Here is a 23,809-nt window from a genome sequence, read left to right as displayed (position 1 = left end):
GAGGAATCGATGAACCGTCCGTCGGTGTCCGCGAGGGCGGCGGTCTTCGGAACCGCGGTCCTGGCGCTGTCCGCACTCGCCGCCTGCGCGTCCGCCCCTCAGGGCGGGCCCGGCACGGATTCGGCGAGCAGTTCCGGCGGGGGCGCGTACACGTGGTGGGACCCGTACCCGCAGCACGACAAGTCCTCCGCCTGGGGCGGACGGGTGAACGCCTGCGGCAAGGAGGCCGGCGTCACCATCGAGCGCACCGCCTACGACACGACCGCGCTGACCAACCAGGCCCTGCTGGCGGGGCAGGAGGGCAACGCACCGGACGTGATCCTGCTCGACAACCCGGCCGTCTCGACGCTGGCGGACGCCGGGATGCTGGCCACGATGGCCGACTTCGGCCTCGACACCTCCCGCTTCGACAAGAACCTCATCGCGGCGGGCGAGCTGGACGGGCAGACGTACGGCATCCCCATCGGCGCCAACACCCTCGCCCTCTACTACAACAAGAAGATCCTCGACGCGGCCGGCGTGGATCCGGACTCCATCAAGGACTGGGCCTCGCTCGACGCCGCGCTGAAGAAGGTCGAGAAGGCGGGCAAGAAGCCGATCACGTTCGCCGGCATCGGCACCGAGGAGGGCTCCTTCCAGTTCCTGCCCTGGTTCTGGGGCGCCGGCGCGCAGCTCACCGCACTCGACTCGCCGCAGGCCGTCGCGGCGCTGGAGCTGTGGACGTCATGGGTCAAGAGCGGCATCGCCCCCAACTCGGTCATCAGCAACTCCCAGAACACCACCTGGGAGGAGTTCCTGACCGGCGAGTTCGCCTTCGCCGAGAACGGCACCTGGCAGATCGACAGCGCGAAGAAGGCGGAGTTCCCGACCGGGATCGTGCAGATCCCCGGCAAGGACGGCGGCGTCGCGCCCACACCGACCGGCGGCGAGTTCATCACCGTCCCGGTGCAGAAGGACACCAAGCGCTACGACGTCACCAAGAAGATCCTCGAGTGCATGACCACCCCCGAGGGCCTGGTGGAGACCGGCACGACGTTCGCGTACTACATCCCCTCCACCGCCGACGGGCAGCAGCGCATCCTGCAGTCGGAGCCCAGCCTGAAGCCGTGGGTGGACGCGGTGCGCTCGGCGAAGGGACGTACCAGCGACAACCTCGGCACCGACTACCCGAAGATCTCCGAGGCGCTGTGGAGCGGCGTGCAGAAGGCGCTGAGCGGCTCGGCGAGTCCGGCCGACGCGCTCAAGCAGGCGCAGGCGCAGGCCAAGCAGGCGACCGGCGGCTGAGTGGCTCATGACCTCGCTGCACACCCGAACGGGCGCGGTGCGGGAAGCGAGCGGGCGACACCAGCACGCCGCTCCCCGCCGGCGGCGGAGCGGGCGGTGGACCGCGGCCGCCTTCCTCGCCCCGCTCATCATCTACTTGATCGTCTTCTACGCCTATCCGCTCTACCGCAACATCGACCTGAGCCTGCACGACTACACGCCGCGGGCGTTCATCCAGGGGAATCCGGAGTTCACCGGCCTGGCGAACTACCGCGCCATCCTCTCCGACGACACCTTCCTGCGGGCGCTGCGCAACACCGCCGTGTTCACGCTGGCGTCCATCGCCGCGCAGTACCTCATCGGGCTGGCGCTCGCGGTCTTCTTCCACCGCAACTTCCGCCTGTCCGGCGTGCTGCGGGCGCTGTTCCTGGTGCCGTGGCTGCTGCCGCTGATCGTCTCGGCGTCCACCTGGTCGTGGCTGCTCAACAGCGACAACGGCATCGTGAACGCGGCGCTGCAGGCGTTCGGCATCGGCCAGATCAACTGGCTGACCTCGCCGGGCACCGCGCTGCTCGCGGTCACCGTCGCCAACATCTGGCTGGGCGTGCCGTTCAACCTGGTCATCCTGTACGCCGGGCTGCAGAACATCCCCGGCGACCTGTACGAGGCCGCCGGCCTTGACGGGGCGGGGCCGTGGCAGCGCTTCACCCGCATCACGTTCCCGCTGCTGCGGCCGGTGACGCTGATCACGCTGCTGCTCGGGCTGATCTACACGCTGAAGGTCGTCGACATCATCTGGATCATGACGCGCGGCGGTCCGGCCGACGCCTCGACGACGCTGGCCATCTGGTCGTACCGGGAGGCGTTCGGCACCGGACAGCCCGACTTCTCGCCCGCGGCGGCGGTCGGCAACCTGCTCATCCTCATCGCCTTCGTCGCGGGCCTCGTACACGTGCGCCTGCAGAGGGAGGAAACGGCATGAAGACCCGCAGAAGCGGCTGGAAGACGGCGCTCGGCGTGGTGCTGGCGGGCGTGATGCTCTTCCCCGTCTACTGGATGGTCAACGTCTCGCTCACCAAGACGCGGGACCTGCGGGCCGACCCGCCGCACTGGTTCCCGTGGAACCCCACCTTCGAGGGGTACGCCGCCGCGCTCGGCCAGCAACTGCCCGCCCTGGCGACCAGCCTGTTCATCGGCCTCGGCACGGTCGTGCTGACCCTGGTGGTGTCGCTGCCGGCCGGGTTCGCCCTGGCCAGGCTGCGCCCGCGCGGCACCCGGCTGCTCGACTTCCTGCTGCTGGCCGCACAGATGATCCCCGCGGTCGTGATGGCCATGGGCTTCTATGCGATCTACCTGCGGCTCGGGCTGCTCAACACCGTCTGGGGGCTGATCGTGGCCGACTCGACGCTGGCCGTGCCGTTCGGGGTGCTGCTGTTCCGCGCGTTCATGGCGGGCATCCCGCAGGAGGTGCTGTCGGCGGCGCAGATCGACGGGGCGAGCACGTGGCGGTCGTTCCGCTCGATCGTGCTGCCGCTCAGCCGCAACTCGGTGATCACCGTGTCGCTGTTCGCGTTCCTGTGGGCGTGGTCGGACTTCATCTTCGCCTCCACGCTCAACCGCAGCAGCGACATCATCCCGATCACGCTCGGCATCTTCCGCTACATCGGCAACAACACCACGCAATGGAACTCGATCATGGCGACCGCCGTGATCGCGTCGCTGCCCGCGGCGTTCCTCCTCGTCCTCGCGCAGCGTTACATCGCCGCCGGGGTCACCGCGGGCGCCGTCAAGGACTGAAAGAAAGGTAACGCCGTATGACCAGCCCCGTGCTGCCCTCGCACGGCCGGGTACGCCCGCTCGGGCTCACGCAGGTCTCGCTCACCGGCGGGTTCTGGGGCGGCCGCCAGACCGTGAACGCCACGGCGACGCTCGCCCACTGCGAGTCGTGGATGGAGCGCCTCGGCTGGCTCGCCAACTTCGACCGGGTCGCCGACGGCAGCACCGGCCCCGACCGGCCCGGCTGGTCGTTCTCCGACTCGGAGGTCTACAAGCTGCTGGAGGCGCTGTCCTGGGAGAGCGCCAGGTCGGGCGACCCCGAGGCGGAGTCGGCGATCAAGCGGCTGACCGCCCGCGTCGCCCGCGCCCAGGACCCGGACGGCTACCTCAACACCTGCTTCGGCCATCCCGGCAGGCCGCCCCGCTACAGCGACCTGGAGATGGGCCACGAGCTCTACAACACCGGCCACCTGCTGCAGGCCGCGGTGGCCAGGCTGCGCACCGCGGGCGACGACGACCTGGTCCGCGTCGCCCGGCGGGCCGCCGACCACGTGTGCCGCACGTTCGGCCCCGGCGGGATCGACGGCGTCTGCGGGCACCCGGAGATCGAGGTCGGGCTGGCCGAGTTCGGCCGCGCGCTCGGCGAGCCGCGCTACGTCGAGCAGGCCCGCCTGTTCATCGAGCGGCGCGGCCACGGCAGGCTGAAGGACATCCCGCTCGGGCGCGCCTACTTCCAGGACGACATTCCCGTACGCGAGGCGGACGTGTGGCGCGGCCACGCGGTGCGGGCCCTCTATCTGGCCGCCGCTTCGGTGGACGTCGCCGTCGAGACCCGCGACTCCGGGTTGCTCGACGCCGTGCGGCGGCAGTGGGAGCGCTCGGTGTCGCGGCGCACGTACGTCACCGGCGGCATGGGCTCGCGCCACCAGGACGAGGGCTTCGGCGAGGACTGGGAGCTGCCGCCGGACCGCGCCTACTGCGAGACCTGCGCCGGCGTCGCCTCGATCATGGTGTCCTGGCGGCTCTACCTCGCCACCGGCGACGTCCGCTACACCGACCTCATCGAGCGCACGCTCTACAACGTCGTCGCCACCTCGCCCAGCGCCGACGGGCGGGCCTTCTTCTACGCCAACCCGCTGCACCAGCGCGCCGCCGGACGGCCCGCCGACCCGGACGAGGTCAGCCCGCGGGCCGAGGCGGGCGTGCGGGCCGCGTGGTTCGACGTGTCCTGCTGCCCGACGAACGTCGCCCGCACCCTGGCCGGCCTGCACACCTACCTCGCCACGGTCGACGACGACGGGCTGCAGCTGCTCCAGTACGCCGCCGGCGAGATCCGCGCCGAGCTGCCCGGCGGCCGTCCGGTGGCCCTCGACGTCGAGACCGCCTACCCCGACGACGGCACCGTCCGCGTGCGCGTCGTCGCCGGCCCCGACGAGCCGTGGACGCTGTCCCTGCGCGTGCCCGGCTGGGCGGACGGGGCCACGCTCACCGAGGGCGGGCGGACCACGACGGTCGCGCCGGGGCTGACCCGGGTGCGGCGGGCCTTCGCGGCCGGGGACGAGATCGTCCTGGAGCTGCCGGTGACGCCCCGCTTCACCTGGCCCGACCCGCGCATCGACGCCGTACGCGGCTGCGTCGCCGTGGAGCGCGGGCCCGAGGTGCTCTGCGTGGAGTCGGCCGACCTGCCCTCGCCCGGCGTCCTCGACGCCCTCACCATCGACGCCGGCTCCGCGCCGCGCGCCGTCCCCGGCGGCGCCGTGGTCCGCGGCCGGGCCCGTGGCGTGCCCGACCAGGCCTGGTCCTACCGGGACCGGCCGCTGAGCGGCGACGGCGGCGACTGGTTCGACGTGCCGCTGCGCCCGTACCACGCCTGGGCGCGGCGCGGACCGTCCAGCATGCGGATCTTCCTCCCCATCGCCGACCCGCACCCCCCAACCCAGGAAGGAGCCTGACCCCATGGCCCGTACGCTCACCGCAATCGCGTTAGCCCTGGTCACCACGGCCGCCACCGTGGTGACCGGCGCCACACCGGCCGCGGCGGCCGGCGCGACGCTCACCGTCGACGTCGCGCGCCCGTTCCGCCCGGTCACCCACGCCGCCTCAGGCGGCCTCTACGGCCTGGCGGAGAACAACCGCCCCGCCGACTCGACCCTGCTCCCCATCAAGGTCAACTCACTCACCCAGCCCGCGCCCGGCGTCGGCCAGCGGCCCAACGGCCAGCCGCCCGGCGGTGACTCCCTGCTCATCGCCCCGCAGGCCGACCGCGTCGGCGCCGGCCAGTACATCCGCATGCCGGACATCTACCCCGACTTCCCCTACCGGTGGGTGAGCTGGGACGACTGGCTGGCCAAGGTGAACACCATGGTCAGGGCGCGGCTCGCGGCCACCACCGTCACCAACGTGCTGGGCTGGGAGCTGTGGAACGAGCCCGACTACACCTGGAACACCAGCGCCGCCGGGTCGTTCAACGAGGGCTGGGTGCGGACGTACCGGGCGGTGCGGGCGCTCGACACGCTCACCCCGATCGTCGGCCCCAGCACCGCCACCTACAACCGCTCGTGGATGCAGGCGTTCCTGACCCGCGCCCGCGACACCGGCACGCTGCCCGACATCATCTGCTGGCACGAGCTGCAGAACCCCGACCGCATCGCGGCCGACATCGCCGACTACCGCAACCTGGAGGCGTCGCTGGGCATCAGCCCGCGCCGCCTGTCGATCAACGAGTACGCCGCCCCCGCCGAGGTGGACGTGCCCGGCCGCATCGCCGGCTACGTCGCCAAGCTGGAGCGCGGCGGCGCCGAGTCGGCGCACCGGGCCTTCTGGTACGAGTACGGCACCATGAACGGCCTGGTCACCGGCAACTCCCAGCCGACCGGCACGTGGTGGCTGTACAAGTGGTACGGCGACATGGCCGGGAACATGGTCACGACCACCACCTCCTCGTCCGGGCTCGACGGGTTCGCCGCCTACGACCCCACGCGCAGGATCGTCAACGTGGTGTTCGGCAACGAGTCCGGCACCAACACCGTCAACCTGACCGGGCTCGGCGCGCTGGGCTCCAGCGTGCGGGTCACGCTGCTGTCCACGCCGTCCAGCGGCCGCTTCACCGCCGTCGGTGCGCCGGCCACGGTCTCCACCACGACCAGGACGGTCAGTAACGGGCAGCTCAGCGTGTCCGTGCCGAACATGGTCGCGACCAGCGCGTACCAGCTGCTCGTCGAGCCCGCCTCCGGCGTGCCCGCCTTCCAGCAGCGGTACGAGGCCGAGAACGCCTCCGTCTTCCGCGCCCAGCGGCTGACCTCCTCCAGCGCGTCGGCCGGCGGGTACGTGGGACGCATCGACAACTCGGGCACGCCGCGTACCGACAGTTACGTGGACTTCGTGGTGAACGTGCCGAGCGCTCGGGCGTACACGATGACCATCGGCTACGCCAACGGGACCGGGGCCACCGCCACGCAGGGGCTCGCGTACAACGGCGGGGCGTGGAGCACGGTCAGCTACCCGCCGACGGCGGCGTGGGGCCAGTTCGGGGCGACCGTCAGCACGACGGTGACGTTGCGGGCCGGCTACAACGTCATCCGCCTCGCCAAGGGCTCCCCGCACTTCGCCGGCGGCACGGGTTACGCCGAGCTGGACTACATCCAGCTCACCTGACCACGGCCGGACGCGCCGCCGCACGGGTTCACGCGACTCTGTGCGGCGGCGCATCCGCGCAGGTCATCCCGCATATCCGCGCATGGGGTGGAAATGGGTCCATCATGGGCACACCCGTGAACCGGCCCGGCGGGGAGCCGGCGGAATCGCCCAGCGACGTGGGCGACGAGCTTGCCGCTGTGCGGCCCTTTCTCGAGCCGATGTTGCTGCGGACCCCCATGGCGATCGCCATCTGGGACCGGGACCTGCGGTGCGTCTGGCGTAACGAGGCGGCCAGGGCGTTGCAGCACGTGTTCCCCTACTACCAGGTCGGCCGCAGGCTCTCGGACCCCGAGCCGGGCCTCGACACGCGCAGCGCCAGGCAGGCGATGCTGCAGGTGCTCGCCGACGGCGTCCCGCAGATCGACCGTGAGGCGCATTGGACGTCGCCGGGCCGGCGCTCGGAGCACAAGCTGTCCACCTCGTTCTTCCGCCTGGAGGACGCGGACGGCCGCCCGGTCGGCCTGTGCTCGATGGTGCTGGACATCGGCCACAGCCACACCCGCGACCGCCTGACCCTCCTGCACGAGGCCAGCATCCGCATCGGCAGCACGCTCGACATCCGCCGCACCGCCCAGGAACTGGCCGACCTGGCGGTGCCCGCGCTGGCCGACTACGTCACCGTGGACCTGGCGGAGGCGGTGCTGCCGGGCGCCGAGCCGCTGCAACGGCTGGAGGCGACGGAGGACAGCGTGCCCGCCTTCTACCGGGCGGGCGTGGCCTCCATCCACGACGGCCTGCCGGAGTCGCTGTGGGAGCGGGGCCAGGCGGTGTTCGTGCCGCCGTCGTCGCCGTTCACCATGGTGCTGGGCTCGGGCCGCTCCCACTTCGAGCCGTTCCTGGTCACCACCCCGGGCACCTGGCTGGACCAGGACCCCGACCGCGCCGAGATCATCCACGCCGTCGGCATGCACTCGCTGATCATCGTGCCGCTCAAGGCGCGCGGCGACATCCTGGGCGTCGCGGTGTTCGTCCGTACCGACAACAAGGTGCCGTTCACCAAGAGCGACCTCGCGCTCGCCGAAGGGCTGGGCGCGCGGACGGCGCTCGGCCTGGACAACGCCCGCCAGTACACCCTGGAGCGCACGGCCGCCCTGGCGTTGCAGCGCAACATGCTGCCGCCGCGCCTGACCGGCACCCGCGAGGTCGAGCTGGCCTCCCGCTACATGCCGTCCGACGTGCACGACGTGGGCGGCGACTGGTACGACGCGATCCCGCTGCCCGACGGCCGGATCGCGCTGGTGGTGGGCGACGTGACCGGCCACGGCATCCACGCCGCGGCCACCATGGGGCGGCTGCGGATGGCGGTGCGCACGCTCGCGTACGTCGATCAGCCGCCCTGCGAGCTGCTCGACCACCTCGACGACATGCTGGTCAGGCTGGCCGACGAGAGCGCCGACGCGTGCGGCACCCGCCTCGGCACGGCCGGCGCGACCTGCCTGTACGCCGTCTACGACCCCGCCGCAGGGCGTTGCAGGCTCGCCTCGGCGGGCCATCCGCCGCCCGCCGTCGTGCACCCGGACGGCACCGTCTCCTTCCCGCGCCCGCCCACCGGCACCCCGATCGGCCTCGGGTTCGGCATGTTCGACTCGCTGGACGTGGACCTGCCGCCGGGCAGCAGCATCGTCCTCTACACCGACGGCCTCATCGAGACCAGGGAGGCCGACATCGAGGCGGGCATCGACCGGCTCGGCGCCGCGCTGGCCGCCGCCGCGCGGCTGCCGCTGGAGGACTTCTGCGACGCGGTGGTGCGGACGATGGTGGGCGACGGCGCCGAGGACGACGTCGCCCTGCTCGCCGCCCGGATCCGCCGCTGACTGCCCGTCATGGAACGCGGCGGGCCAGGTGGACGATGAGGTCGCCGGTCATCTCCACGGTCGCGGGCAGCACCTCCAGGATGCGGGCCAGCACCTGCTCGCGCTGCTCGTCCGGCAGCATCAGGTAGGCCGAGACGGTCGACAGGTGGCCGGCGTAGTCGCGGGCGCCGAGCACGACACGCCGCTCGATCACGTGCTGCTCCACGTCGCCGAACCACTCCGACCGCTCCAGCTCGCTGCCCGGCCACTGCATGGCGGCCTCGGGAGGCGTCCCATCGGGTGCCGGGACGGTGTCGTCGGCCAGGTACGGCTCCCGCGCCGCCGCCACGGCCGCCGCCACCGCGGGGTCGGCGAGCAGCAGCGGCCCGCCGCACGAGGCGAACACCCCGCCCGGCTCCAGCAGCGCGGCCACGCGCGCCCACCGCTCGCGCGGGTCGGTCCAGTGCAGCGCCGCCGCCGCGAACACCAGCGGGTACGTCGCGCCGGGCCGCAGCTCCTCGAACGCGGCCCGCACCGGCGTGACGTTCTCCGGGACGTGTTTGCGCAGCTCGGCCAGCATGGCGGGGTCGGGCTCCGTCGCGGTGACGGCGACGCCGTGCCGGGCGAGGACGCGGGTGGCCTTGCCGGTGCCCGCGCCGATCTCCAGCGCGCTGGTGACCGGCCGGCCGGCGTACTCCAGGACCAGGCGGGCCAGCTCGTCGGGATAGCCGGGCCTGTACCGTTCGTAGGCTTCTGCGATCGTGCCGAAGCTCAGGGCGCGTTGCGACATGCCGAGCATCCTGGCACGCGGGCAGGCCGCAGAGGCGGGCAAGGGGCGTCGTAGCATGTCGGCGTGCGATCAGCGCGACCGGTTCGCGGACCACGATGGGACATCACGGTCCCTTCGCGGCCGGGCCGCCTGCCGGGGGTCACGATGGCGGGCTTCAGCGACCAGGCCAACGAGTACCACGAGCTCGCGCTGGTGCCCCACCCCGCGGTGACGGTGCTCATCGAGCTGGGCGAGCCGTCGTTCGTCATCGAGGACGACCACGGCGCCCGGCAGAGCGAGCGCGTCGTGGCCGGGCTCGCGCCCAAGGGCATCAGGGGGCGGGGGCTGACCAGGAAGACGGCCTGCCTCCAGGTGCGGCTGTCGCCGCTGCTCGCCCACGAACTGCTGGGCGCGTCGTCGGAACTGGGCGGCTCGGTGCTCTCGCTCGACGACCTGTGGGGGCGCGCGGCCGTCCACCTCCAGGAGCGCCTCACCGCCGCCGCCACCTGGGAGGAACGCTTCACGATCGCCGAGGACGCGCTGGTCAGGCGGCGGGACGACGTCCGCAGGACGGTGGATGCCGAGGTGGCCCACTGCTGGCGGCAGATGGTGGCCCGGCGGGGCCGGGTCCGCGTGGAAGCGCTCGTCACCGAGGTCGGCTGGAGCCGTAAGCGCCTGTGGTCGCGCTTCCGCGCGCAGGCGGGCCTCACGCCCAAGCGGGTGGCCCAGCTGATCCGCTTCGACCACGCCGCCCACCGGCTGGCCGCCGGTCACGCCCCCGCCGCGGTGGCCGCAGACAGCGGCTACGCCGACCAGTCGCACCTGCACCGGGACGTGATGGCCTTCACCGGGATGACCCCGGCGGCGGTGGCGGCGGCGCCGTTCCTGGCGGTGGACGACGTCGCCTGGCCTGACCTGTACGGTTGAGACTTTTTCCGGAACTTCCTTGGTAAAACTCCGCCAAATTTCCATCGAAGGTTCAACGATACCGTTGAAGGCATGGACATCAAGGACATCGCGCGCCCTCTCGACGGCGCCGCCCTGTCGGCGTTTCTCGGCTCTCTGCCCGCCCGCCCCCGGCTGCTCGGGCTCGGCGAGGCCACCCACCGCGTCAAGGAGCTGCGCGACCTGCGCAACGAGCTCTTCCCCCACCTGGTCGAGCACGACGGCTACCGCGCGATCGTGCTCGAGATCGACTGTCTCAAGGCCCGCATCGTGAACGACCACGTCACCACCGGCAAGGGCAGCCTCGACGAGGTCATGGCGCACGGCTTCAGCCACGACTTCGGCAGCCTGCCGGGCAACAGGGAACTGGTGCGGTGGATGCGGGCGTACAACGAGGAGCATGACGAGAAGCTGCGCTTCTTCGGCTTCGACGGCCCGCTCGAATACTGGGCGCACAGCCCGCGCGAGGCGCTCACCGGCCTCTACGACCTCCTGCGCGAGCCGTACCCCTGCACCCGCGAGACCCTCGACGCGCTGCTCGGCGCCGACGAGCGCTGGTCGGACGAGGAGTCGGCGATGAACCCCGCCCGCTCGATCGGCCGCTCCCCCGAGGCCGTCCGGCTGCGGGTGATCGCCGACGACCTGGTCGCCCTGCTGGAGACTCAGAAGCCGCGGCTGAGCGACGAGGACAGGGAGCAGGCCGAGCTGTACGCGCGCACCGCCACCGGCCTGCTGCGCTACCACTATTGGCTGGCCGACGACTCCCCCGTCCGCTGGACCAGGCTGTCGGCCCTGCGCGCGGTGATGATGGCGGACAACCTGTGCGCCATCGCCGAGCGCCACGGCCCCGCCCTGGTCTTCTCCCACAACCTGCACCTGCAGCGCAACGAGTCCACCATGCCGTTCGGCGACGACGTGCTGCGCTGGTCGAGCGCGGGCGCGATCACGCAGACCAGGCTCGGCTCCGGCTACGCCTTCCTGGCCTCGGCCCTCGGCACCGTCGCCGGCGAACCCCCCGCACCCGACACCGTGGAGGGCCGCATGGCCACCCTCCCCTGGGACCGCTCCCTCCTCGACGCCGGCCGCCTCGCCACCCTCCCCGGCATGAGCACCCGCGTCCCGCCCGACTTCGCGTACTTCCCCCTCGACCCCGCCCACCTCGCCACGGCCGACGCCGTCGTCTTCATCAGGGAGACCACCCAAGAGATGTGACGTCCGGCCCCGACGCCTTTACGATGTAGATCTGTCTAGGAAGGAGAGCGTGCGTGGCCCGCCGCTCGCGGGACGGCTGGACGCACGCCGAAGGGCTCCCCCTCGCTCTGTGCCGGCTCGCGCCGCTGGCGGCGATCTTCCACCCGGCCGTCCGCAGCTCGGGCCCTTCAGGCGCGGGCAGCCGGGACTTCGGCCGGCCGCTGCCGTCAGGGCTCCGGGTGGAGACGTTCCTAAGCATTCCGCCGTACACCGTGTTCGACGCCTGGTTTCACTGGACGGACTGAGCCTTGCGCAGCGCCGCCAGTGTGAGCAGCGGGATGACCAGGAGCAACGCTCCCGCCAGGTACTGGTCGGTGATGAGGTCGGGGGCGTCGTGGGGTCTTGCCAGGGCGAACCAGCGGGCCGCGACGGGGGACGCCAGCAGCAGGTACGCCCCCACCCCCGCGTACGTCAAGCCCGCCACCGCCGCCAGCCGGCCCCGCCACCCGGGCGGGAGCACCGGCCGATCCGCGCCCACCAGCGCCCACGCCGTCACCAGGCCCACGGCGAGGAACAGCAGCTCGGTGCCCAGGTGCTCGGCGTAACCGGTCATCGACCAGGCCAGCCAGCCCGTTCCGTACAGGAGCAGTGCCATGGCGGGCCAGGCGACGGCCAGGCTCACGGCGACGCGCGGGCCGAACCGTTTCCTGAGGGCGTCGGAGCGCGCCGCCAGCGTGACCGGCGCCCCGGCGGCCAGCAGCAGCGGCACGACCAGCGCCAGCACCACGTGCTGCAGCACCTGCGCCGACAGCATCGCCCGCGCGTACCCGCTCACCCCGCCGAGCAGCACCAGCGCGGCCAGGGCGAGCCCGGCGTACCAGGCGGTCGTGCGGGCCCGCGGCCAGTCCCTGACCCGGCGCAGGCCGGCCAGGTAGGCGACGGCGGGCACCGCGAGCAGCAGCACGACCAGCGGGTCCAGCCGTATCTCGGTGATCAGCGCGGCCGGGGAGAAGGGCGCGAGCGCGTACTCCAGCGCCGGATGGGCGTGCGCGCCGGCCTCGCCGCCCGCCGGGGGCGGGGTGCGGGCCAGGCCGACCGCCAGCCCCATCGCCACCGCCATCACGACCAGCTCGCCCGCCGCCAGCCGGACGAACGTCCTGCGCACGCTGCGGTCGGCGACGCCCGCGACCGTGCGCCGCCGATGCGTCCACCCGAACCACCCCAGCACCGCCAGCGTGGCGACCTTCGCGAGGAGCAGCATCCCGTACGGGCTCTGCCACAGGTCGGACGGCGTGCCCAGCCGTACCCAGCCGCTGACCGCGCCGGAGAAGGCGACGGCGGCGAAGCAGCACAGCGCGATCGCGCTGAAGCGCCGCAGCACCACCGGCAGGTCGCCGGAGCGGCGGAAGTGCAGCAGCACCGCGCCCAGCCCGCCGGCCCACACCGCCATCGCCGCCAGGTGCACCATGAGCCCGGACACCGCGAGGTCGTGGTCGCCGGCGGAGGCGGCGTGGCCGACGTACGCGGGAGGCAGCAGCCCCGCCGTCGCGATCACCAGCGGCACCCGGCGCGGCAGGCGCGGCGCCATCGTCGCGGTCGCCACCATGAACGTGATGGCCACGACCAGCAGCAGCGCCCGCGTCTGCGGCAGCCCCGCGCCGAACCCGAGCATGTCCGGCTGGGCCAGCAGCTCGCCGACCGGCATCGGAATGAAGCTGGACAAGGTGAGCAGATAGGTCGCCAAAGAGGAGAACGCCCAGGCGAGCGCCCACCACCCGGCGGCCCGCAGACACGACTCCCGCTCGGGCGCCGCGGCCGGCGCCAGCACGGACGCCGCCAGCAACGTCCCCACACAAGCCGCCGCACACACCTCGTACACCAGCCGGGCCAGCGGCAACCCCCACTCGGTGACCGGCCCGGCGGTCGGCAACCCGGCGATCTGCGGCACCCCGGCCCCGCCCCCGAACCGCAACGCCGCTACCAGGACCAGCGTCCCTGCACCGGCCAGGGCGACGACGTAAGCCTTCGCATACCACCGGGTGCTCAGCCGCGCCCCCGCCCGAGCATCGAACCGTGCATGAACCGTCATCAGGCACCACTCCCAGCCGCGTACACACGGGTACGCACGAGCGGCGCCTCCGGTTCAAGGACTCTCGAAGCGGAGGCGGCAGTGGCCCGAGTGGCAGTCCCGGAGGGCCTGCGCGGCGGCCTCCCTGGCGCGCTCCAGCTCGGCGATGCGGGCGTCGAAGCGGGCCACCACCGCCTCCAGCCGCCAGCGCTCGCTGTCACAGGTGGCGCCGCCCCCGTCGTGGGCGGTCAGGGCGGCGGTGACCTCGTCGAGGGTGAAGCCCAGCTCCTGCAGGGCCTTGGCCGTACGGATGCGTTCGACGGCGGCGGGGGCGAACTCGCGGTAGCCCGAGGGGCGGCGCGCGGCGGCGGGGAGGATGCCGCGGCGTTCGTAGAAGCGGACGGTGTCCACGCTGACCCCGGCTTCGCGGGCGACCTGACCGATCTTCACGGCGCCTCACCTCTTGACTCTGGACCCGGGTCCAGACTCTACGGTTGCCTCTACCGACGTCACAAGAGGGAGGACATCATGGACACCCCTGCCCCCGACACCCCGGTCGTCTGCGACATGAGCACCGCTTCCGACACGCCCCGGCAGCGCCTGGGCGAATACCACGAGCTGTTCGGCCGGCACCTGATCGCCCGGGAGCGCACCGCCCAGGGCATCCGGTTCCGGCTGCGCGCCGAGCCGGGAGTGGCCGCGTGGGTGCGGGATCTGGCCGCGCGGGAGAAGGCGTGCTGCGCGTTCTTCGCCTTCGACGTCACCGAGACCGGCGAGGAGGTCGCGTGGGACTGCGCGGTCATCGACGACGACACCGCCCGCGCCGTCCTGGACGAGTTCTGCCACCTCACCGACGACCTCGAAGGAGCGATGGAACGCCTCACCGCGAGGGGCCTGCGGATCACCCCGCGGACGAGCATCCCCTGACATGCGATGTACTACCTGCCATGACCGTCCTGCGCTCGCTGCTGCTGTTCGCCCTGGCCGCCCTCGCCGAGATCGGCGGCGCCTGGCTGGTCTGGCAGGGCGTCCGGGAGCAGCGCGGGCTGCTGTGGATCGGCGCCGGCGTCATCGCCCTCGGCCTGTACGGCTTCGTCGCCACGTTGCAGCCCGACGCGAACTTCGGCCGCATCCTGGCCGCCTACGGAGGGGTGTTCGTGGCCGGCTCGCTGGCCTGGGGCATGGTGGTGGACGGCTTCCGCCCCGACCGCTGGGACGTCATCGGCGCCCTGGTCTGCCTGACCGGCGTCCTCGTCATCATGTACGCCCCACGCACCTGACCCGGCGAGCGATGATTTCGAGCCGCCGCGCGAGTCCGTACCTGCTGACCGATACAAGCTCATGAAGAGGGACGATATGACGGACGCACGACGGCAGGCCGCTCCCCCGGACGGCGGCTGGGCGCTGGTGCACGCCGAGCGGGCGGCGCTGGCCGACGACCTGGCGGGGCTGACCGGGGAGCAGTGGGCGACGCCGTCCCTGTGCGAGGGGCTGAGCGTGCGTGAGGTGCTCGCCCACCTCACCTCAGGCGCGAGCCTGAACGCCGTGCGGTGGCTGGCGGGCGTGATCCGGTGCCGGTTCGACTTCGACCGGCAGGTCGCGATGCGGCTGGCCGAGCAGCTGGGCGCGGACGCCGGTGAGACGCTCGGCCGGTTCCGGCGGGTCGTCACCAGCACCACGAAGCCGCCGCTGCCGGTGATCGCGATGCTGGGTGAGACGATCGTGCACGGTGAGGACATCCGCCGGCCGCTCGGCATCCGGCGCGCCCACCCGATCGGCGCCCTCACGCGCGTGGCCGAGTACTACCAGGGCACCGACATGGTGTTGCCCGGCAGGAGGCGGATCGCCGGGCTGCGGCTCGCGGCCGAGGACGGCCCGTTCGCGACGGGGTCGGGGCCGCTGGTGTCGGGGTCCACGCTGGCGCTGGTGATGGCGATGACCGGGCGGGCGGCGTACTGCGACGAGCTGACCGGCGACGGCGTGGAGGTCCTGCGCGAGCGGCAGGGCATGCGGTGATCGCAACGGGACCGCGCCGGATGCGGCGCGGTCCCGTTGCGAGCGGTCCTGTTCAGATGGTCATTGGGTGGCGCTGGGGATCTTCAGGGGGTCCCGGGGCGCGTCGCTCTTGGCCTGGGCCATCTGCTCGCCCAGCTCCTGCAGCCGCTTGCGGCCCAGGGCCTCGCGGACCTGGGGGAACCACTCCTGTTCCTCCTCCTCGACGTGGTGACGGACGTTCTCCATGAGAACGGTCATCTTCGCGTCGTAGCGTTCGTCGGCGGGGTCGAGCTTCTTGAGCTCCGACAGCATCCAGACGACGACGTGGTGTTCCTCGACGCTCTCCAGGACGTGGTCGTCGGTCTTGGGCACGTCGGCGCGGACGGCCGGATAGAAGATCGTCTCTTCGATGTACGTGTGCGCGGTCAGCTCTTCGATGACCTGGGCGACGATCTTCTCTTTTTCCTTGTGGGCCTTCGGCCCGGCCTTCTCGAACTGCTTGAACAGCTTCTCCACGGTTTTGTGGTCGTCTTTGAGCAGCACGATGGCGTCCATGGAGCGCTTTCTCCTCAGGGGGTGTGCGGGGGACGTGTTCGTGGGGCGGGCCGGCCGCACGCTCCGCGGCCGGACGTGGCCCGCGTGGGGGCCCGGTCGTGCCGGGCGTCAGACGTTGAAGATGCTCACCCCGCCGGGGCCGACCAGCAGTCCGACGACGATGAGGACGATGCCCCAGAGGATGTCGCGGCGGGCCAGCAGCACGTAGACACCGGCGACGACGAGGATGACGGCGAGAATCCAAAGAAGAGTAGCCATGGGACCGCGACTGCCCTGAGGCCGGGCCGGGAAACGGCGGAAGCCGGCGCAACCGATAACGCTTCGATCACGGGCGGGGCAGGTCGTGGCCGTCGGGGCAGGTCGCCGTACCGCTGCCATCTGCGCATTGTCACTGTAGGCAACTGTTCAACTGCAAACAGCTACGAAAGGGTGGAGGGGTCCTGACAGCGCTTCCTCCGGAGGTAACACCCCCATGTCCGCCACCACCCGCCTGCTGACCGGCCTGGCCGTCGCCGCCGCCGTCGCGGTTCCCGCGCTCCCCGCTCAGGCCGCACTGCCCCTGCCACCCGGCGTGACCGACCTCGGGGTCGGCCGGCCGTGCCCGCCCAGGCTCCTGTGCATCTACCGGGACTACGACTGGCAGGGCCCCGCGTACGGCATCGAACCCGGCCGCCACGTCGATCTCAACCTCCTGCCCATGGCCGGCAGCGGCGGCCCCACCGCCGCGAACAACGTCAGCTCCTGGGTCAACCGCAGCTTCCGCGTCGCCCACCTGCTCGACCACGACGGCCCCCGGATACAGCCGCTCTTCCCCGGCCAGGACCTGGAGGAGCTCGACGAGAACAACGACACGGTGGACTTCGTGCTCTGGCCCTGATCGTCAGGTGAGACGGTCCACGCGCTCGGCGACGCCCGGGTGCGTGGACCACCAGGAGAACCGGGCCGGCTTGGCGGGCACCGGGCCCGTCCTCAAGCCTTCTTCACCCGGTAGCGCAGGTGGGTCGCGGCTCCCCCGACGGGCTCGCCCACAGGGATCAGCTCGGCCCGCTCGCCGGCGAACAGCGGCGTCCCCTCCCCCAGCAGGAACGGCATCACGTGCAGGTGCACCTCGTCCAGCAGGCCCGCCCTGAGCAGGCTTCGCGCCACCTCCGCGCCCAGCACCAGGACGTCCTTGCCGCCCGCGGCCTCCTTGGCGCGGCGCGCCGCCGCCTCCAGCCCGTCGAAGGCGAACCGGCCGCCGTTGTCGCCGATGAGGTCCTCCCTCGCGTGGTGGGTGACCACGAAGCCGGGGGCGCCCGGCCACGGCGTGCCGCCCCACGGGCGCAGGCCCAGCTGGAACGTGCGGTGGCCGATCAGCGCGGCTCCGACGGACGCGTCCACCTCCTGCCGGATCGCGAGCTCGGCCGCGCCGCCGGGGCCCTCGCCCGCCATCCACGCGTGCAGCCGCTCGCCGCCGTCGCCCATCGGCTCGTCCATCCGCACGTTGGGGCCGGCCGAGAAACCGTCGAGGGAGATCGACACGTCCAGCACGATCCTGCTCATGGTGCACCTTCTTCCGTTCGGACCGGCGCCGTCTCTCGGCTCCGTCATCTGTTAGTCGGAGCCCTCCCGGCCGCCTCTACACGCCGGCCGGAATCTTTTTCTCAGAGCGCGAGGCTCACGGTCAGTTCCTCGCACAGCGCCCAGACGGCGTCCTGCGCGCGGCGGTCGAGCGCGGCCGCCGGCCAGTCCGTACGCCGGCACTTCGCGTCGAAGTACGCCCCGTTGACGCCCTCCACCTCGGGACTCGACGCGAGGTGGATGCTGGAGCGGGCCGGTCTCGCCAGGTCGGCGAGGAGCCGGGGCGCGGCCAGGCGCAGGAGCGGGACGAGCGGGCGGTAGGCGCACGGGAAGCCGGCCATGGTCATCGACCGGTTCATCGGGGTGTGGGCGTGGCCGGGGTAGGCGACGTTCACCGTGACGCCGGTGCCGGCCACCTCCTCGGCGAAGCGCAGGCTCATCGCCATGAGCATGGTCTTGATGTGGTCGTACTGGCTGAACGTCCAGCCCAGGTAGCGGCGCTCGGCCTGGAGGTCGCCGGGGTCGATCGGGGTGCCGGGGATGCCGCCGGTGCTGCCGGTGATCAGGACGGTCTTGGCGGTTCTATCGCTTGAGAGCATGGGCCCAAATGTGACACTGAGTGCCACACATAGCAACTGGTGTAGGGTGTGGGGACATGGAAGGTCTGCGAGATCGCACCAGGCGTGCCGTCCGCGCCGAGCTGGCCGGGCGGGCGCTTGAGCTGTTCATCGAGCGCGGGTTCGACGAGACGACCGTCGACGACATCGCCAGGGCGGCCGGGCTGTCGAAACGCAGCTTCTTCCGCTACTTCCCGGCCAAGGAGGACGTGCTGTTCGGCGGCGTCGAGGCGCTGGCCGAGGAGGTGGCCGCCGAGATCGCCGCGCGGCCCGCCGGCGAGGGGTCGTGGGAGTGCCTGCATGCGGTGCTGCGCGACTGGGAGGCGCGGATCACCACCCAGGTCGAGGTGATGCGGCTGATCGAGGACACGCCGGCGTTGCGTACCAGGCTGCTGCAGAAGCGCGATGAGGCGCGCGGCCGGATCATCGAGGCGCTGACCGGGCGCGGGCTGCCCGAGCTGGAGGCCGACCTGGCGGCGGCCGCCGCCGGGGCGGCGCTCGACGCGGTGGCCCGCGAGTGGCTGCGCACCGGCGGCACTGCCGACAGGACCGCCCTGACGGACCGCGTCTTCACGATGCTCCGCCCCGCCTTCCTCGCCTCCTGACCTCGCGTTCGCCGCCCGCGAAGGCGGTCAGACGTTCAGCACGGCTGTGCGGGTGTGGCCGCGGGTGCCGGCGACCTCGATCTTCAGCGCGCCCTTCGACCGGCGCACGCCCCGGTCGGCCTTCCTGATCGACTTGATCCGCCAGGGCAGGGTGAGCTTGAGGTCGTCGGCGGTCCTGGAGGGGTCGGCGACGGCGAGGCGCACCTGGAACTGGTCGCGGCGGAGCACCACCGCGCACGGCCCGTCGGCGCTCAGCAGCCCCTCGTCGGTCTCGACCGTCCCGGCCCGCCAGAAGACGGCGGCCACCAGGTTGTCGCGGTAGATGGCCTGGACGGTGCCGGAGTTGGCGAGGATCTTGACACGGCCCTGGTAGGCGGCGGTCTGGTTGGCCGAGGCGTCGGGCAGCACGGCGTAGGCGTAGCGGGCCTTGCGCGGGTCCACGCCGTGGTCGAGCAGGATCGTCGTGTAGTGCCGGGTGACGGGCGTCGAGTCGCCGCCGGTGGTGGCGCCCTTGTCGATGTCGCGCCAGCGGCCGGTGCGCTTCTCGCGCAGCACCTTCGGCTTGGCGCCGTCGAGCAGCGCGTACCCGCCGACGCCGGCCAGGTGCACCCAGCCGTCGCCCTTGGACAGCGGCGGGTGGGCTCCGTGGGTGTTGCGGTTCTCGACGACGGTCTCGACGCGGCGGCCGTCGGAGGCGGTGATGCCGGTGCCGAGCGCGATCACGGCGTCGTCGAGCAGGAACCACGCCTTCTTGGCGCGCAGCGAGGATCCGTCGCCGATGAGCTTCATGACGGCCAGGCCGTACTCGCCGTCCAGCGCCACCCCGCCCGCCCACGGGGTCGCGGGGCGGCGGCGGGTGCCGTGGCGCAGGTCGCCGCGCTTGCGGCGGTCGACGGTCGTGCCGGGCAGCCGGTACGGGTCGATCGTCGGCCACAGCTCGTCGTTCCAGTGGGTGAGGTCGGCGGTGTAGAGATAGGTCATGCCGTCGCCGGTGTACCAGCCGTGCAGGTTCTCCCTGTTCATGGCCTCGACGGCGCCGATCCGCTCAGAGCTCATGGCGATCGCGTACGCCCACGTGGGCCGGCGGTGCACGACCCGGTCCATGTCGGCGAAGACGTACGTGCCGGTGGTGCGCGCCCCGACCGGCACCGAGGGATCCCGCAGCAGGGCGTCCGCCCGCGCGACGCTCGCCAGCGGCGCGACCGCCTGGTAGGGCACGGCCTGGTTGCGGGTCAGCCACCCCTTGACCAGGGGCCGCCAGCGCTTGGCGTGCTTCTCGGGCGCCGTGTCCAGCAGCGTCAGGATGGCCTCGATCGTCTTCTGGCCCGAGTGGTGGTCGCGGTGGCCCTGCACGGAGATCTGCCGCCCGCGTACGCAGTCCATCATCAGCCCGTCGAAGACGAACGGCACGAAGGAGCGGTCCACGAGGTCGTACACCGCGTCGATGCGGCCGATCTGCCAGGGCGAGCGGGCGAGCATGGCGATCAGCCTGGCCACGCTCTCCAGATAGTCGACGCCGTAGCTGCCGGTGTAGGGGTAGATGTCGTGCTGGATGAACGACCCGTCGCGGTAGAACCCGTCGCCCGGCCCACGGGTGAGGCGCAGCAGGTCGGAGACGGCGTCCTGGGCCTTCCTGACGAGCCGGGCGTCGTGGGTGAGCAGGCCGCGCATCGCGACGGCCATGGCCTTGCCGGCCCGGTTGGCGCCGGTCTCGACGACGCCGGGGTGGCTGATGCGCCGCTCGGGGTCGGGGCACCAGCGGCGCAGCGGGCGCAGCCACCGGTCGAGCCGGTCCTTGGGCAGGCCGTCGTAGAGCAGGGCGCAGGTGTCGGTCAGGGCGCGGGGGACGCCGATCTCCCACCAGTACCAGTTGCTGCCGCGCCGGCCGATGTGCTCGTTGTAGGCGTGCTCGTACAGGAAGTCGAGCGCTTCGACGGCGGTCTCGGCGACCTTGGCGTCGTGGTGCAGGGCGGTTCCGGGGGTGGCCCAGCCGATCGCGAGCGTGCGCATGCGGTTGTAGGAGCGGTTGAAGTTGCCGCTGTTCGGGTCGCCGAGCGGCAGGTCGGGCCACAGGCCGGGGCGGCGCGCGTCGGGCTTGAGCTTGCGCAGCACGGCCCTGGCCGAGCCCTCGACGGTCCTGGTCTTGTCGGCGTACGCGGGGTCGTACGAGGTGCCGGCCAAGAGGCTCACCCATCGGCGGCGGGCGGTGTCGAAAGCCGCCGCGTCCACCACCCCCGCCCCGGCTCTGCCCTCGAGAGCCAGGCCGGCCACGGCCGCGGCGCCGAGCAGAGCGGAGCGGCGGCTGAGCGGGTGGGTCATAAGGGCCTTTCCGGGCAGCTTTCAAACGTAGCGATCATATGTCGTCATCAGGGCCTGCCGTTCCGGCTCCGTACGGGGTCAGGACCGCCTCCTGTATCCTCTGGTGCATGCCCGCCGACCCGCCAGCAGCGATGGGCCAGGACATCGCACAGTCCTACCGGGGGCTGCTCACCGAGCGCATCGCACGCCAGCTGGAGCACGGCATCCGCTCCGGCGAGATCCAGGTGGGTTCCAAACTTCCCTCCGAGCGTGAGCTGGCCGCCCAGTTCGGGGCCAGCCGCAACGTCGTCCGCGAGGTGCTGCGCCGGCTGGAGGCCCAGCACCTGATCGAGGTGGCGCCGGGCCGTGGCTCGTTCGTCAGGGAGCAGACCTCCCAGCACGCCCGCCACTACGACGCCCTCTACCGCGCGGGCCGGCCGACGGTCCGCCAGCTCATCGAGGCGCGCATCCCGCTCGAGGTCGAGATCGTCGGGCTGGCGGCCGAGCGGGCCGACGAGGCGCAGCTCGCGGTCATCAAGCAGGCCGACGACGCGCTGCTCAAGGCCACCGACGTCGTCGACAAGGCCCATGCCGACCTCGATTTCCACGACGCGATCGCGCAGGCCAGCGGCAATCCGGTGCTGCGCATCATGCTGTCGTCGATCAGCGGCATGATGTTCGAGATGATGCTGCGCTCCCACTCCGACCCCGGCATCGGCGAGCCGGGCGTGCCGCACCACCCCGAGATCTACGCGGCGATCGCCGCCCGCGACGTCGAGCGGGCCCGCGACCACATGCGCGAGCACCTCATGCTGGGGCTGCGCACCTACGGCGCCGACCTCGACGTGAGCGTCGACGTGATGGCCAGGCAGCACATCGAGGCGCTGCTGAGCCAGGCCGCCCACCGCCGCTGACCTCCCCTGTCCCCCGTCACCGGGGGTGGCGATCGGTGACGGGAGACTGCTATGGTCCGACTGGTCCTACCAGTTGGACCACGCAGAGGACGTACCGGTGCAGAAAGCCGAACCATGAACGACCACCCCCTCAGCCGCCCGCTGAGCCGCCGGACGTTCGGCAGGCTCGCCGCAGCGGCCGCCGTCTCCCTGGGCGCCACGGCGCTCGCGGGCTGCTCGCGGCCGCGCCCGGCACCACCACCGCGTCGGTGCCGGCGTTCATCTTCAGCTGGAACAACTTCATGTTCGCGCTGATCTTCTCCGACGAGGACACCCGGACCGCGCCGGTGACCCTGTTCCACTTCATCTCCTACGCCGGCACCGACTGGGGCGGCCTGATGGCCGCCGCGTCCCTCATGACCGTGCCGGTCGTCATCGTCGCCGTGCTCGGGCAGAAGCACCTCGTCGCCGGGCTGACCGCCGGGGCCACCAAGGGCTGAGGCCCCCTCTTTCTCGAAAGGCAGAGCATTGAAGATCGTCGACGCCAAGGTGGTCCTGACCAGCCCGGGCCGCAATTTCGTCACGTTGAAGATCGAGACCGACGAGGGCGTCACCGGCCTCGGCGACGCCACGCTCAACGGGCGCGAGCTCGCCGTCGTCAGCTACCTGACCGACCACGTCGTGCCGCTGCTGCCGGGCACCGACCCGCACCGCATCGAGGACACCTGGCAGTCGCTCTACCGGGGCGCGTACTGGCGGCGCGGTCCGGTCACGATGGCCGCCATCGCCGCCGTGGACGTCGCCCTGTGGGACATCAAGGCCAAGGTCGCCGGGCTGCCGCTCTACCAGCTGCTGGGCGGCGCGAGCAGGGAGCGGGTCCGCACGTACGGGCACGCCTCCGGCCGCGACCTGCCCGAGCTGTTCGACTCGATCAGGGCCCGCCTCGACCAGGGCTACCAGGCGATCCGCGTGCAGACCGGCGTGCCGGGGCTCAAGCGGGTGTACGGCGTCCGGCACACCGTGGACACCGCCGCGGGGCCGCGTCCCGTGGTCGAGGACTGGGACACCCCCGCCTACCTGCGCAGCCTGCCCAAGGTCTTCGACGCCGTGCGCCAGGAGTTCGGCCCCGACCTGCCGCTGCTGCACGACGCCCACCACCGCCTCACCCCGATGCAGGCGGCCCGGCTGGGCAAGGACCTGGAGCCGTACGACCTGTTCTGGCTGGAGGACTGCACGCCCGCCGAGAACCAGGAGGGCCTGCGGCTGGTGCGCTCCCACACCACGACGCCGCTGGCCATCGGCGAGGTCTTCAACACCGTCTACGACTACAAGACGCTGATCGGCGAGCAGCTCATCGACTACGTGCGCTCCGCCGTCACCCACTTCGGCGGCGTGTCACCGCTGCGCAAGCTGTTCGACTACGCCGCCCAGTACCAGATCAGGACCGCCATTCACGGGCCCGAGGACATCTCCCCCGTCGGCATGGCCGCCGCGATCCACCTCGATCTCGCCGTGCACAACTTCGGCATCCAGGAGTACGCCGGCTACACCGAGGCGACCGAGGCCGTCTTCCCGCACGCCTACACCTTCACCGACGGGCACCTGCATCCGGGCGAGGAGCCGGGGCTCGGCGTGAGCCTGGACGAGGAGCGGGCGGCGGCGCATCCGTACGAGGCGGCGTACCTGCCGATCAACCGGCTCCAGGACGGCACCATCCACGACTGGTGAGAGGATCAGGCAAGAACCGGCGAGGATCGATCTAGGGTTTCCCCTGGTCGCGCCGCT

At 72.1% G+C, this 23,809-nt stretch carries 25 protein-coding genes; 17 read left to right on the top strand and 8 right to left on the bottom strand.

Annotated elements, in window-relative coordinates; translation table 11 throughout:
• The first annotated feature begins 9 nt into the window (after positions 1 to 9).
• From AB0K18_RS03905 to AB0K18_RS03880, 6 genes are all read left to right on the top strand, one after another.
• The gene (locus AB0K18_RS03905; RefSeq protein ID WP_364909422.1) at positions 10 to 1,284 is read left to right on the top strand and encodes an extracellular solute-binding protein; all 1,275 of its coding nucleotides are present in this window, start codon (positions 10 to 12) and stop codon (positions 1,282 to 1,284) included.
• Between the two features lie 7 nt (positions 1,285 to 1,291).
• Positions 1,292 to 2,245, top strand: a complete 954-nt coding sequence (locus tag AB0K18_RS03900) for a sugar ABC transporter permease (protein WP_364909419.1) — start codon at positions 1,292 to 1,294, stop codon at positions 2,243 to 2,245.
• Positions 2,242 to 3,060 carry a carbohydrate ABC transporter permease gene (locus tag AB0K18_RS03895; RefSeq protein ID WP_364909416.1) on the top strand — a complete coding sequence of 273 codons (819 nt, stop codon included), beginning with the start codon at positions 2,242 to 2,244 and terminating at the stop codon, positions 3,058 to 3,060. The genes AB0K18_RS03900 and AB0K18_RS03895 overlap by 4 nt, the downstream gene beginning before the upstream one ends.
• 17 nt (positions 3,061 to 3,077) lie before the next feature.
• On the top strand, positions 3,078 to 4,991 hold the full coding sequence (locus tag AB0K18_RS03890) for a beta-L-arabinofuranosidase domain-containing protein (protein WP_364909414.1): 1,914 nt from the start codon (positions 3,078 to 3,080) through the stop codon (positions 4,989 to 4,991).
• A gap of 4 nt (positions 4,992 to 4,995) precedes the next feature.
• Entirely contained in the window at positions 4,996 to 6,693 is a 1,698-nt protein-coding gene (locus AB0K18_RS03885) for a CBM35 domain-containing protein (RefSeq protein WP_364909412.1), read from the top strand.
• Positions 6,694 to 6,797: 104 nt separating this feature from the next.
• Positions 6,798 to 8,549 (top strand): SpoIIE family protein phosphatase, encoded by a 1,752-nt coding sequence (locus AB0K18_RS03880; protein ID WP_364909410.1) that lies wholly within the window; start codon positions 6,798 to 6,800, stop codon positions 8,547 to 8,549.
• A gap of 7 nt (positions 8,550 to 8,556) precedes the next feature.
• Here the strand turns inward: AB0K18_RS03880 and AB0K18_RS03875 are convergent, their stop codons facing one another.
• Positions 8,557 to 9,318: a class I SAM-dependent methyltransferase gene (locus tag AB0K18_RS03875; RefSeq protein ID WP_364909408.1), complete on the bottom strand. Its 762-nt coding sequence runs from the start codon at positions 9,316 to 9,318 to the stop codon at positions 8,557 to 8,559.
• A gap of 144 nt (positions 9,319 to 9,462) precedes the next feature.
• Here AB0K18_RS03875 and AB0K18_RS03870 point away from each other — a divergent pair, with 144 nt between their 5' ends.
• The 3 genes from AB0K18_RS03870 (at position 9,463) to AB0K18_RS03860 (ending at position 11,738) form a co-directional block, all read left to right on the top strand.
• On the top strand, positions 9,463 to 10,224 hold the full coding sequence (locus AB0K18_RS03870) for a helix-turn-helix domain-containing protein (RefSeq protein WP_364909406.1): 762 nt from the start codon (positions 9,463 to 9,465) through the stop codon (positions 10,222 to 10,224).
• A gap of 72 nt (positions 10,225 to 10,296) precedes the next feature.
• On the top strand, positions 10,297 to 11,454 hold the full coding sequence (locus AB0K18_RS03865) for an erythromycin esterase family protein (RefSeq protein WP_364909403.1): 1,158 nt from the start codon (positions 10,297 to 10,299) through the stop codon (positions 11,452 to 11,454).
• A 53-nt stretch (positions 11,455 to 11,507) separates the two neighbouring features.
• Positions 11,508 to 11,738: a hypothetical protein gene (locus AB0K18_RS03860; protein ID WP_364909400.1), complete on the top strand. Its 231-nt coding sequence runs from the start codon at positions 11,508 to 11,510 to the stop codon at positions 11,736 to 11,738.
• Here the strand turns inward: AB0K18_RS03860 and AB0K18_RS03855 are convergent.
• Both AB0K18_RS03855 and AB0K18_RS03850 read right to left on the bottom strand, forming a co-directional pair.
• A complete protein-coding gene (locus tag AB0K18_RS03855; RefSeq protein ID WP_364909398.1) occupies positions 11,723 to 13,522 on the bottom strand; it encodes a cytochrome c oxidase assembly protein in 1,800 nt (599 codons plus the stop codon). The genes AB0K18_RS03860 and AB0K18_RS03855 overlap by 16 nt on opposite strands.
• Before the next feature lie 54 nt (positions 13,523 to 13,576).
• Entirely contained in the window at positions 13,577 to 13,951 is a 375-nt protein-coding gene (locus AB0K18_RS03850; RefSeq protein ID WP_364909396.1) for a MerR family transcriptional regulator, read from the bottom strand.
• 78 nt (positions 13,952 to 14,029) lie between these two features.
• Between AB0K18_RS03850 and AB0K18_RS03845 the strand changes: the two genes are divergently transcribed.
• From AB0K18_RS03845 to AB0K18_RS03835, 3 genes are all read left to right on the top strand, one after another.
• The gene (locus AB0K18_RS03845) at positions 14,030 to 14,428 is read left to right on the top strand and encodes a hypothetical protein (protein WP_364909393.1); all 399 of its coding nucleotides are present in this window, start codon (positions 14,030 to 14,032) and stop codon (positions 14,426 to 14,428) included.
• A 20-nt stretch (positions 14,429 to 14,448) separates the two neighbouring features.
• Positions 14,449 to 14,781 (top strand): YnfA family protein, encoded by a 333-nt coding sequence (locus tag AB0K18_RS03840; RefSeq protein WP_364909390.1) that lies wholly within the window; start codon positions 14,449 to 14,451, stop codon positions 14,779 to 14,781.
• 76 nt (positions 14,782 to 14,857) lie between these two features.
• Complete coding sequence (locus AB0K18_RS03835; RefSeq protein WP_364909388.1) at positions 14,858 to 15,517, top strand: maleylpyruvate isomerase family mycothiol-dependent enzyme; 660 nt, start codon at positions 14,858 to 14,860, stop codon at positions 15,515 to 15,517.
• Between the two features lie 60 nt (positions 15,518 to 15,577).
• Here the strand turns inward: AB0K18_RS03835 and AB0K18_RS03830 are convergent, their stop codons facing one another.
• Entirely contained in the window at positions 15,578 to 16,051 is a 474-nt protein-coding gene (locus AB0K18_RS03830; RefSeq protein ID WP_364909386.1) for a hemerythrin domain-containing protein, read from the bottom strand.
• 108 nt (positions 16,052 to 16,159) lie between these two features.
• The gene (locus AB0K18_RS03825; RefSeq protein WP_345405630.1) at positions 16,160 to 16,309 is read right to left on the bottom strand and encodes a GPGG-motif small membrane protein; all 150 of its coding nucleotides are present in this window, start codon (positions 16,307 to 16,309) and stop codon (positions 16,160 to 16,162) included.
• Positions 16,310 to 16,523: 214 nt separating this feature from the next.
• Here AB0K18_RS03825 and AB0K18_RS03820 point away from each other — a divergent pair, with 214 nt between their 5' ends.
• The gene (locus tag AB0K18_RS03820; protein ID WP_364909383.1) at positions 16,524 to 16,928 is read left to right on the top strand and encodes a peptidase inhibitor family I36 protein; all 405 of its coding nucleotides are present in this window, start codon (positions 16,524 to 16,526) and stop codon (positions 16,926 to 16,928) included.
• Between the two features lie 92 nt (positions 16,929 to 17,020).
• On the opposite strand, the gene AB0K18_RS03815 is transcribed toward AB0K18_RS03820, so the two are convergent.
• Together AB0K18_RS03815 and AB0K18_RS03810 are read right to left on the bottom strand one after the other, a co-directional pair.
• On the bottom strand, positions 17,021 to 17,593 hold the full coding sequence (locus tag AB0K18_RS03815) for a dihydrofolate reductase family protein (RefSeq protein ID WP_364909380.1): 573 nt from the start codon (positions 17,591 to 17,593) through the stop codon (positions 17,021 to 17,023).
• Between the two features lie 101 nt (positions 17,594 to 17,694).
• Positions 17,695 to 18,210 carry a hypothetical protein gene (locus AB0K18_RS03810; RefSeq protein WP_364909377.1) on the bottom strand — a complete coding sequence of 172 codons (516 nt, stop codon included), beginning with the start codon at positions 18,208 to 18,210 and terminating at the stop codon, positions 17,695 to 17,697.
• A 56-nt stretch (positions 18,211 to 18,266) separates the two neighbouring features.
• On the opposite strand from AB0K18_RS03810, the gene AB0K18_RS03805 reads away from it, so the two are divergent.
• Entirely contained in the window at positions 18,267 to 18,833 is a 567-nt protein-coding gene (locus AB0K18_RS03805) for a TetR family transcriptional regulator (protein ID WP_364909375.1), read from the top strand.
• Positions 18,834 to 18,860: 27 nt separating this feature from the next.
• Here the strand turns inward: AB0K18_RS03805 and AB0K18_RS03800 are convergent, their stop codons facing one another.
• Positions 18,861 to 21,152, bottom strand: a complete 2,292-nt coding sequence (locus AB0K18_RS03800; RefSeq protein ID WP_364909372.1) for a polysaccharide lyase 8 family protein — start codon at positions 21,150 to 21,152, stop codon at positions 18,861 to 18,863.
• 107 nt (positions 21,153 to 21,259) lie between these two features.
• Here AB0K18_RS03800 and AB0K18_RS03795 point away from each other — a divergent pair, with 107 nt between their 5' ends.
• The 3 genes from AB0K18_RS03795 to manD all read left to right on the top strand — a co-directional run bounded on the left by AB0K18_RS03795 (position 21,260) and on the right by manD (position 23,752).
• The gene (locus tag AB0K18_RS03795) at positions 21,260 to 22,045 is read left to right on the top strand and encodes a FadR/GntR family transcriptional regulator (RefSeq protein ID WP_364909369.1); all 786 of its coding nucleotides are present in this window, start codon (positions 21,260 to 21,262) and stop codon (positions 22,043 to 22,045) included.
• A gap of 248 nt (positions 22,046 to 22,293) precedes the next feature.
• Positions 22,294 to 22,524 (top strand): hypothetical protein, encoded by a 231-nt coding sequence (locus AB0K18_RS03790; RefSeq protein WP_364909367.1) that lies wholly within the window; start codon positions 22,294 to 22,296, stop codon positions 22,522 to 22,524.
• Positions 22,525 to 22,552: 28 nt separating this feature from the next.
• A complete protein-coding gene (gene manD, locus AB0K18_RS03785; RefSeq protein WP_364909363.1) occupies positions 22,553 to 23,752 on the top strand; it encodes a D-mannonate dehydratase ManD in 1,200 nt (399 codons plus the stop codon).
• Positions 23,753 to 23,809: the final 57 nt, after the last annotated feature.

Source organism: Nonomuraea sp. NPDC049421, assembly GCF_040677005.1.
GTDB classification, from domain to species: domain Bacteria; phylum Actinomycetota; class Actinomycetes; order Streptosporangiales; family Streptosporangiaceae; genus Nonomuraea; species Nonomuraea salmonea.
This window is presented reverse-complemented; position numbering and strand designations above follow the sequence as displayed.

What these genes read in the sequence shown, in the direction of transcription:
- AB0K18_RS03885 (WP_364909412.1), top strand. Translation starts at nt 4,996, where the DNA reads ATGGCCCGTACGCTCACCGCAATCGCGTTAGCCCTGGTCACCACGGCC.
- AB0K18_RS03835 (WP_364909388.1), top strand. Translation starts at nt 14,858, where the DNA reads ATGACGGACGCACGACGGCAGGCCGCTCCCCCGGACGGCGGCTGGGCG.
- AB0K18_RS03805 (WP_364909375.1), top strand. Translation starts at nt 18,267, where the DNA reads ATGGAAGGTCTGCGAGATCGCACCAGGCGTGCCGTCCGCGCCGAGCTG.
- AB0K18_RS03840 (WP_364909390.1), top strand. Translation starts at nt 14,449, where the DNA reads ATGACCGTCCTGCGCTCGCTGCTGCTGTTCGCCCTGGCCGCCCTCGCC.
- AB0K18_RS03800 (WP_364909372.1), bottom strand. Translation starts at nt 21,152, where the DNA reads ATGACCCACCCGCTCAGCCGCCGCTCCGCTCTGCTCGGCGCCGCGGCC.
- AB0K18_RS03825 (WP_345405630.1), bottom strand. Translation starts at nt 16,309, where the DNA reads ATGGCTACTCTTCTTTGGATTCTCGCCGTCATCCTCGTCGTCGCCGGT.
- AB0K18_RS03875 (WP_364909408.1), bottom strand. Translation starts at nt 9,318, where the DNA reads ATGTCGCAACGCGCCCTGAGCTTCGGCACGATCGCAGAAGCCTACGAA.
- AB0K18_RS03865 (WP_364909403.1), top strand. Translation starts at nt 10,297, where the DNA reads ATGGACATCAAGGACATCGCGCGCCCTCTCGACGGCGCCGCCCTGTCG.
- AB0K18_RS03845 (WP_364909393.1), top strand. Translation starts at nt 14,030, where the DNA reads ATGGACACCCCTGCCCCCGACACCCCGGTCGTCTGCGACATGAGCACC.
- AB0K18_RS03890 (WP_364909414.1), top strand. Translation starts at nt 3,078, where the DNA reads ATGACCAGCCCCGTGCTGCCCTCGCACGGCCGGGTACGCCCGCTCGGG.
- AB0K18_RS03815 (WP_364909380.1), bottom strand. Translation starts at nt 17,593, where the DNA reads ATGAGCAGGATCGTGCTGGACGTGTCGATCTCCCTCGACGGTTTCTCG.
- AB0K18_RS03855 (WP_364909398.1), bottom strand. Translation starts at nt 13,522, where the DNA reads ATGACGGTTCATGCACGGTTCGATGCTCGGGCGGGGGCGCGGCTGAGC.
- AB0K18_RS03810 (WP_364909377.1), bottom strand. Translation starts at nt 18,210, where the DNA reads ATGCTCTCAAGCGATAGAACCGCCAAGACCGTCCTGATCACCGGCAGC.
- AB0K18_RS03905 (WP_364909422.1), top strand. Translation starts at nt 10, where the DNA reads ATGAACCGTCCGTCGGTGTCCGCGAGGGCGGCGGTCTTCGGAACCGCG.
- AB0K18_RS03830 (WP_364909386.1), bottom strand. Translation starts at nt 16,051, where the DNA reads ATGGACGCCATCGTGCTGCTCAAAGACGACCACAAAACCGTGGAGAAG.
- AB0K18_RS03880 (WP_364909410.1), top strand. Translation starts at nt 6,798, where the DNA reads ATGGGCACACCCGTGAACCGGCCCGGCGGGGAGCCGGCGGAATCGCCC.
- AB0K18_RS03895 (WP_364909416.1), top strand. Translation starts at nt 2,242, where the DNA reads ATGAAGACCCGCAGAAGCGGCTGGAAGACGGCGCTCGGCGTGGTGCTG.
- AB0K18_RS03900 (WP_364909419.1), top strand. Translation starts at nt 1,292, where the DNA reads ATGACCTCGCTGCACACCCGAACGGGCGCGGTGCGGGAAGCGAGCGGG.
- AB0K18_RS03820 (WP_364909383.1), top strand. Translation starts at nt 16,524, where the DNA reads ATGTCCGCCACCACCCGCCTGCTGACCGGCCTGGCCGTCGCCGCCGCC.
- AB0K18_RS03870 (WP_364909406.1), top strand. Translation starts at nt 9,463, where the DNA reads ATGGCGGGCTTCAGCGACCAGGCCAACGAGTACCACGAGCTCGCGCTG.
- AB0K18_RS03795 (WP_364909369.1), top strand. Translation starts at nt 21,260, where the DNA reads ATGCCCGCCGACCCGCCAGCAGCGATGGGCCAGGACATCGCACAGTCC.